The 7,905-nt window shown below is 62.7% G+C and carries 4 protein-coding genes; all 4 read left to right on the forward strand.

The window, feature by feature from the left end; genetic code table 11:
* Positions 1 to 70 precede the first annotated feature (70 nt).
* The 4 genes from rpoC to fusA all read left to right on the forward strand — a co-directional run bounded on the left by rpoC (position 71) and on the right by fusA (position 7,831).
* A complete protein-coding gene (rpoC, locus tag ACZLZQ_RS24085; protein WP_472933187.1) occupies positions 71 to 4,273 on the forward strand; it encodes a DNA-directed RNA polymerase subunit beta' in 4,203 nt (1,400 codons plus the stop codon).
* Positions 4,274 to 4,814: 541 nt separating this feature from the next.
* Positions 4,815 to 5,186: a 30S ribosomal protein S12 gene (gene rpsL / locus ACZLZQ_RS24090; protein WP_472933188.1), complete on the forward strand. Its 372-nt coding sequence runs from the start codon at positions 4,815 to 4,817 to the stop codon at positions 5,184 to 5,186.
* Between the two features lie 54 nt (positions 5,187 to 5,240).
* Positions 5,241 to 5,711 (forward strand): 30S ribosomal protein S7, encoded by a 471-nt coding sequence (gene rpsG / locus ACZLZQ_RS24095; RefSeq protein ID WP_472933190.1) that lies wholly within the window; start codon positions 5,241 to 5,243, stop codon positions 5,709 to 5,711.
* A gap of 29 nt (positions 5,712 to 5,740) precedes the next feature.
* Complete coding sequence (gene fusA / locus ACZLZQ_RS24100) at positions 5,741 to 7,831, forward strand: elongation factor G (protein WP_472933191.1); 2,091 nt, start codon at positions 5,741 to 5,743, stop codon at positions 7,829 to 7,831.
* The last annotated feature ends 74 nt before the right edge of the window (positions 7,832 to 7,905 follow it).

A 7,905-nucleotide genomic window follows, 5' to 3' on the forward strand; every position in this document is an offset into this window, starting at 1 on the left:
GTTCCGGAATTCGTTGCTGCCGTTCACCCGGCGCAGTCGGGGCCATGCCGCCCCATTAGGAGAAAGCCCCATGAACCAAGAGGTTATGAACCTTTTCAATCCTCAGGTGCAGGCGCAGACCTTCGACTCGATCCGCATCTCGCTGGCCAGCCCCGAGAAGATCCTGTCCTGGTCGTTCGGCGAGATCAAGAAGCCGGAAACCATCAACTACCGGACGTTCAAGCCGGAGCGCGACGGCCTGTTCTGCGCCCGCATCTTTGGTCCGATCAAGGACTACGAGTGCCTGTGCGGCAAGTACAAGCGCATGAAGTACAAGGGCATCATCTGCGAGAAGTGCGGAGTCGAGGTCACCCTCTCGCGCGTGCGGCGCGAGCGCATGGGCCACATCGAGCTCGCCGCCCCGGTCGCCCACATCTGGTTCCTGAAGTCGCTGCCGTCGCGCATCGGCACGCTGCTCGACATGACCCTCAAGGACATCGAGCGGGTTCTCTACTTCGAGAACTACATCGTCACCGAGCCAGGCCTTACCGCGCTGAAGGAGCACCAGCTCCTGTCGGAAGAGGACTACATGATCGCCGTCGACGAGTACGGCGAGGATAGCTTCACCGCGCTCATCGGCGCCGAGGCGATCCAGGAACTGCTCGCCACGATGGACCTCGAGACGATCGCCGGCAATTTGCGGTCCGAGCTTGCCGAGACGACCTCGGAGCTCAAGACCAAGAAGCTGATGAAGCGGCTGAAGATTGTCGAGAACTTCATCGAGTCCGGCAACAAGCCGGAATGGATGATCATGCGCATCGTGCCGGTGATCCCGCCGGACCTTCGCCCGCTCGTCCCGCTGGACGGCGGCCGCTTTGCCACGTCCGATCTGAACGACCTCTACCGCCGCGTGATCAACCGCAACAACCGCCTGAAGCGGCTGATCGAGCTGCGCGCGCCGGGCATCATCATCCGCAACGAGAAGCGCATGCTTCAGGAGGCGGTCGACGCGCTGTTCGACAACGGCCGTCGCGGTCGCGTCATCACGGGTGCCAACAAGCGCCCGCTGAAGTCGCTGTCCGACATGCTGAAGGGCAAGCAGGGTCGCTTCCGCCAGAACCTCCTCGGCAAGCGCGTCGACTATTCCGGCCGTTCGGTCATCGTGACCGGTCCCGAGCTGAAGCTGCACCAGTGCGGCTTGCCGAAGAAGATGGCGCTCGAGCTGTTCAAGCCGTTCATCTACGCGCGCCTTGACGCCAAGGGCTTCTCCTCCACGGTGAAGCAGGCGAAGAAGCTCGTCGAGAAGGAGCGTCCGGAAGTCTGGGATATCCTCGACGAGGTGATCCGCGAGCATCCGGTGCTGCTCAACCGTGCGCCGACGCTGCATCGTCTGGGCATCCAGGCGTTCGAGCCGGTGCTGATCGAAGGCAAGGCGATCCAGCTGCATCCGCTGGTCTGCACGGCCTTCAATGCCGACTTCGACGGTGACCAGATGGCGGTGCACGTGCCGCTGTCGATCGAGGCGCAGCTTGAAGCCCGCGTCCTGATGATGTCGACCAACAACATCCTGCACCCCGCGAACGGTCAGCCGATCATCGTGCCGTCGCAGGACATGGTGCTGGGCCTCTACTACCTCTCGATCATGAACGAGAACGAGCCGGGCCAGGGCATGGCCTTCTCCGACATCGGCGAGCTCGAGCAGGCGATCTTCACCAAGACGGTGACGCTCGCGACGAAGATCCGTGGCCGCTTCAAGACCGTCGATGCCGAAGGCAAGCCGGTCTCGAAGATCTACGAGACGACGCCGGGCCGCATGCTCATCGGCCAGCTGCTGCCGAAGAACCACATGGTTCCCTTCGACATCTGCAACGAGCTGATGACCAAGAAGAACATCTCGCGGATGATCGATCAGGTCTACCGTCACTGCGGTCAGAAGGACACGGTGATCTTCTGCGACCGCATCATGCAGCTGGGCTTCAAGCACGCCTGCATGGCCGGCATCTCGTTCGGCAAGGACGACATGCTCATCCCGGAGACCAAGCCGCGGATGATCGAGGAGACGCAGACGCTGGCGAAGGAATTCGAGCAGCAGTACAATGACGGCCTGATCACCCAGGGCGAGAAGTACAACAAGGTCGTCGACGCCTGGGCCAAGTGCACGGACAAGATCGCCGAAGAGATGATGGTCCGCATCAAGGCCATCGAGTTCAATGATGACGGCCGTCAGAAGCCGATGAACTCGATCTACATGATGTCGCACTCCGGTGCGCGTGGCTCGCCGACGCAGATGCGCCAGCTCGCTGCGATGCGCGGCCTGATGACCAAGCCTTCGGGCGAGATCATCGAGACGCCGATCATCTCGAACTTCAAGGAGGGCCTGACGGTTCTCGAATACTTCAACTCGACCCACGGCGCCCGTAAGGGCCTCGCGGACACCGCGTTGAAGACGGCGAACTCGGGCTACCTGACGCGGCGTCTAGTCGACGTGGCGCAGGATTGCATCATCACGCAGACCGATTGCGGCACCGTGAACGGCCTGACGATGCAGCCCATCGTCGATGCCGGCCAGGTGGTCGCGTCCATCGGCCAGCGGATCCTCGGCCGTACGGCGCTCGAGGACATCGTGCACCCGCTGACCGGCGACGTTATCGTCAAGGGTGGCGTCACGATCGAGGAGCCGGACGTCGAGATCATCGAGAAGGCGTCGATCCAGTCGGTCAAGATCCGCTCGGCACTGACGTGCGAGATCCGGACCGGCATCTGCGCAATCTGCTACGGGCGCGATCTTGCCCGCGGCACGCCCGTCAACATGGGCGAGGCCGTCGGCGTCATCGCGGCGCAGTCGATCGGCGAGCCGGGCACCCAGCTCACCATGCGTACTTTCCACATGGGCGGTACGGCGCAGGTGGTCGATCAGTCGTTCCTGGAAGCCTCGTATGAGGGCACGGTGCAGATCCGCAACCGCAACGTCGTCCGCAATTCGGACGGCCGTCTGGTGGCGATGGGACGCAACATGGCGATCCTCATCCTCGACCCGACCGGCAAAGAGCGTGCCTCGCACCGCGTCACCTACGGCAGCCGCGTCTTCGTCGACGACGGCGACCAGGTTCGTCGTGGCCAGCGCATCGCGGAGTGGGACCCCTACACCCGTCCGGTGCTCACCGAGACCGACGGTATCGTCGAGTTCGAGGATCTGGTCGAAGGCGTCTCCGTCTCCGAGCAGGCGGACGAGGCGACCGGCATCACCAAGCGTGCGGTCATCGACTGGCGGGCCAGCCCGCGCGGTCAGGACCTCAAGCCGGCGATGATCGTACGCAATGAGGATGGCACCATCCTCAAGCTCGCCCGTGGTACGGACGCCCGTTACTTCCTCTCGGTGGACGCGATTCTGTCCGTCGAGCCGGGCTCCAAGGTTCGCGCCGGTGACGTGCTGTCGCGTATTCCGATGGAAAGCGCCAAGACCAAGGACATCACCGGTGGTCTGCCGCGCGTCGCCGAACTCTTCGAAGCCCGTCGTCCGAAGGACAACGCGGTCATCGCGGAGATCGACGGCACGGTGAAGTTCGGCCGTGACTACAAGAACAAGCGCCGGATCATCATCGAGCCTCACGAGGACGGCGTTGAGGCGGTCGAGTACCTGATCCCGAAGGGCAAGCCTTTCCACCTCCAGGAAGGCGACGTCATCGAGAAGGGCGACTACATCCTCGACGGCAACCCGGCGCCGCACGACATTCTGGCGATCCGCGGCGTGGAGGCTCTCGCAAGCTACCTCGTCAACGAAATCCAGGAGGTCTACCGGTTGCAGGGCGTGTTGATCAACGACAAGCACATCGAGGTGATCGTTCGCCAGATGCTGCAGAAGGTCGAAATCATCGAGTCCGGCGACAGCGGCTACATCCCGGGCGACAATGTCGACCGGATCGAGCTCGCCGAGCTCAACGAGCAGCTGGAAGGCGAGGGCAAGCGGCCCGCGTCCGGCAATCCAGTCCTGCTCGGCATCACCAAGGCCTCGCTGCAGACGCCGTCCTTCATCTCGGCGGCATCGTTCCAGGAAACCACCCGCGTCCTCACCGAGGCGGCGGTTGCCGGCAAGACCGACACGCTGCAGGGTCTGAAGGAGAACGTCATCGTCGGCCGCCTCATCCCGGCGGGCACCGGTGGCATGATGACCCAGGTTCGCCGGATCGCGACGTCGCGCGACGACCTGATCATCGAGGACCGCCGCAAGGCGTCCGGCGCCAGCGCGGCCAAGGCCGACCGGATGCTGACCAGCCTGACCGACGCCGCCGAGTAACCGGCGACGTCCATGAAATGAGAGAGGCCGCTCGGGAAACCGGGCGGCCTTTTTTCGTTTCTAACGGGCCGTCGTCGTCGACCACTGGAGTAGGGCAGGGTGGCCTTCGCGCTGAAGGCGGGCTTCGCAGGGTTTCGCCGGCACAACGTCTTCCAGCGCGCGCGGAGAGCTGGCAGCGGTTGTTTTAACAAAGCCGAGCGGCGGGGCTTCCGACTCCTTCATCATCCAGACACCGCGTTAATCCCAGGTCCGATCGGACTTGACGAGCCCCGGTAGAATCGTTAAACACCGGCCAACAGAGCCGATGTGAAGCCGAATCTTCCCCAGGACGCCGCGTCCGGGAAAAGCGCTTCAAACAAGGCTTCGTTCAACGAGACGTCAAATCGCTGGCCGCATGACCCCCTACCGGGTCCTCTGCATCGTTCCGGGCAGTTCGCATTAGCGAACTCATTGCCCGGTTTCGTGCATGTTGGGTTCTGCCCTTCGTGCCGGCAAGGCATATCGTTACGAACCGGTATTTGAAAGAAGAGGTAAGGTTGGAATGCCGACCATCAACCAGCTGATCCGGAACCCGCGCGTTCGCCCCGTCGACCGCAACACGGTTCCTGCCCTCGAGGCCAACCCGCAGAAGCGCGGCGTTTGCACTCGCGTCTACACCACGACCCCGAAGAAGCCGAACTCGGCGCTTCGTAAGGTCGCCAAGGTCCGTCTGGTCAATGGCTTCGAGGTCATCGGCTACATCCCGGGCGAAGGGCATAACCTTCAGGAGCACTCCGTGGTCATGATCCGCGGCGGTCGCGTGAAGGATCTTCCCGGCGTGCGGTACCACATCATCCGCGGCGTGCTCGACACGCAGGGCGTCAAGGACCGCAAGCAGCGTCGTTCGAAGTACGGTGCCAAGCGTCCTAAGTAATAGCTCAACGGTTCAGGTCAGTTAGCCGGCCGCCAGAGATTGAGAGACCAGTAGATGTCCCGTCGTCACAGTGCAGAAAAGCGCGAAATCAACCCGGACCCGAAGTTCGGCGATCTCGTCGTCACCAAGTTCATGAATGCCGTCATGTACGACGGGAAGAAGTCGATCGCCGAGCGGATTGTCTATGGCGCGTTTGACGTCGTGACTGAGAAGAGCCGTCAGGAGGCCGTGTCGGTCTTCCATGCAGCGCTCGAGAACATCGCGCCGCATGTCGAGGTTCGGTCGCGCCGCGTCGGTGGTGCCACCTACCAGGTCCCGGTCGACGTTCGTCCGGAGCGCCGTCAGGCTCTGGCCATCCGCTGGCTGATCTCTGCCGCTCGCAAGCGGAACGAGACCACCATGGTCGATCGCCTCTCGGGCGAACTGATGGATGCCGCCAACAACCGTGGTACCGCGGTGAAGAAGCGCGAAGACACGCACCGCATGGCGGAAGCGAACCGCGCCTTCTCGCACTATCGCTGGTAACCCCGAAGACATTCGAAAGGCGAAGCCCCATGGCCCGCGAATACAAGATCGAGGACTACCGCAACTTCGGTATCATGGCGCACATCGACGCCGGCAAGACCACGACCACCGAGCGGATTCTCTTCTACACCGGCAAGTCCCACAAGATCGGCGAAGTGCATGACGGCGCCGCGACCATGGACTGGATGGAGCAGGAGCAGGAGCGGGGCATCACCATCACCTCCGCCGCGACGACCACCTACTGGGAAGGTCGCGACGGCAAGATGCGCCGGTTCAACATCATCGACACGCCCGGGCACGTCGACTTCACGATTGAAGTCGAGCGCTCGCTGCGCGTGCTCGACGGCGCCATCGCGCTGCTCGACGCCAATGCCGGCGTAGAGCCGCAGACCGAGACGGTCTGGCGCCAGGCCGACAAGTACCACGTGCCGCGGATGATGTTCGTCAACAAGATGGACAAGACCGGCGCGGACTTCTACCGCTGCGTCGACATGGTGAAGACCCGCCTCGGCGCGCGTCCGATCGTCGTTCAGCTGCCGGTCGGTGCCGAGAACGACTTCAAGGGCGTCATCGACCTGATTGAGATGAACGCTCTCATCTGGCGCGACGAGTCGCTCGGCGCCAAGTGGGACGTCGTCGAGATCCCGGCCGACATGGTTGAGAAGGCCAAGGAATACCGCGAGCTGATGATCGAGACCGCCGTCGAAGTCGACGAGGCCGCGATGGAAGCCTACCTCGAAGGCGTCATGCCGGACAACACGCAGCTGCGTGCGCTGATCCGCAAAGGCACCTGCGACGTCTGGTTCACGCCGATCTTCTGCGGCTCGGCCTTCAAGAACAAGGGCGTGCAGCCGTTGCTTGACGGCGTCGTCGAGTTCCTGCCGTCACCGCTGGACGTGCCCGCGATCAAGGGCATCGACCCGAAGAACGACAACGAGATCGAGCGTCGCGCTTCGGACGACGAGCCGCTGTCGATGCTGGCCTTCAAGATCATGAACGACCCGTTCGTCGGTTCGCTCACCTTCTGCCGGATCTATTCGGGCAAGGTTTCCAAGGGAACTGCGCTGCAGAACACGGTCAAGGACAAGAAGGAGCGTCTCGGCCGCATGCTGCAGATGCACTCCAACTCGCGTGAAGACATCGAAGAGGCATTCGCGGGCGACATCGTCGCTCTCGCCGGCCTCAAGGACGTCACCACGGGCGACACGCTCTGCGATCCGCTGAAGCCGGTTATCCTGGAGCGCATGGAATTCCCCGAGCCGGTCATCGAGATCGCGATCGAGCCGAAGACCAAGGGCGATCAGGAGAAGATGGGCCTCGCGCTCAACCGTCTCGCTGCCGAGGATCCTTCGTTCCGCGTCAAGACCGACGAAGAGTCGGGCCAGACTATCATCGCCGGCATGGGCGAACTGCACCTCGACATTCTCGTCGATCGCATGCGCCGCGAGTACAAGGTCGAGGCGAACATCGGTGCGCCTCAGGTGGCCTACCGCGAGACGATCACCAAGGGTGCGGACGTCGACTACACCCATAAGAAGCAGACCGGTGGTACGGGCCAGTTTGCCCGCATCAAGATCCACATCGAGCCGGGCGAGCCGGGCACGGGTTTCGTGTTCGAGTCCAAGGTTGTCGGTGGTTCGGTTCCGAAGGAATACGTGCCGGGCGTCCAGAAGGGTATCGCTTCGGTGATGACCTCGGGCCCGCTCGCCGGCTTCCCGATGGTCGACATCAAGGCCGAGCTCCTCGACGGTGCTTACCACGACGTAGACTCCTCGGTTCTCGCCTTCGAAATCGCCTCGCGCGCTGGCTTCCGTGAAGCCATCGCCAAGGCAGCCGCAAAGCTGCTCGAGCCAGTAATGAAGGTCGAGGTCGTGACCCCCGAGGATTACGTCGGTGACGTCATCGGCGATCTGAACTCGCGTCGTGGTCAGATCCAGGGTACCGAGACCCGCGGCATTGCCACGGTGATCAACGCGATGGTTCCGCTGGCCAACATGTTCGGCTACGTGAACACGCTGCGGTCGATGTCCCAGGGCAGGGCGCAGTACACCATGTCCTTCGATCACTACGAGCAGGTTCCGAACCAGGTCGCAGAAGAAATCCAGAAGAAATTCGCTTAACGCGCCACCGCGAAGCGATCCTTGAACTGGACTGTTCGCAGTCCGACTAAAGACAATGGAGTGCCAAAATGGCG

The organism is Mesocryomonas lacus, assembly GCF_055730105.2.

Excerpts from the sequence above, each read along its gene's own strand:
- fusA (WP_472933191.1), top strand. The coding sequence starts at position 5,741 with ATGGCCCGCGAATACAAGATCGAGGACTACCGCAACTTCGGTATCATG.
- rpsL (WP_472933188.1), top strand. The coding sequence starts at position 4,815 with ATGCCGACCATCAACCAGCTGATCCGGAACCCGCGCGTTCGCCCCGTC.
- rpoC (WP_472933187.1), top strand. The coding sequence starts at position 71 with ATGAACCAAGAGGTTATGAACCTTTTCAATCCTCAGGTGCAGGCGCAG.
- rpsG (WP_472933190.1), top strand. The coding sequence starts at position 5,241 with ATGTCCCGTCGTCACAGTGCAGAAAAGCGCGAAATCAACCCGGACCCG.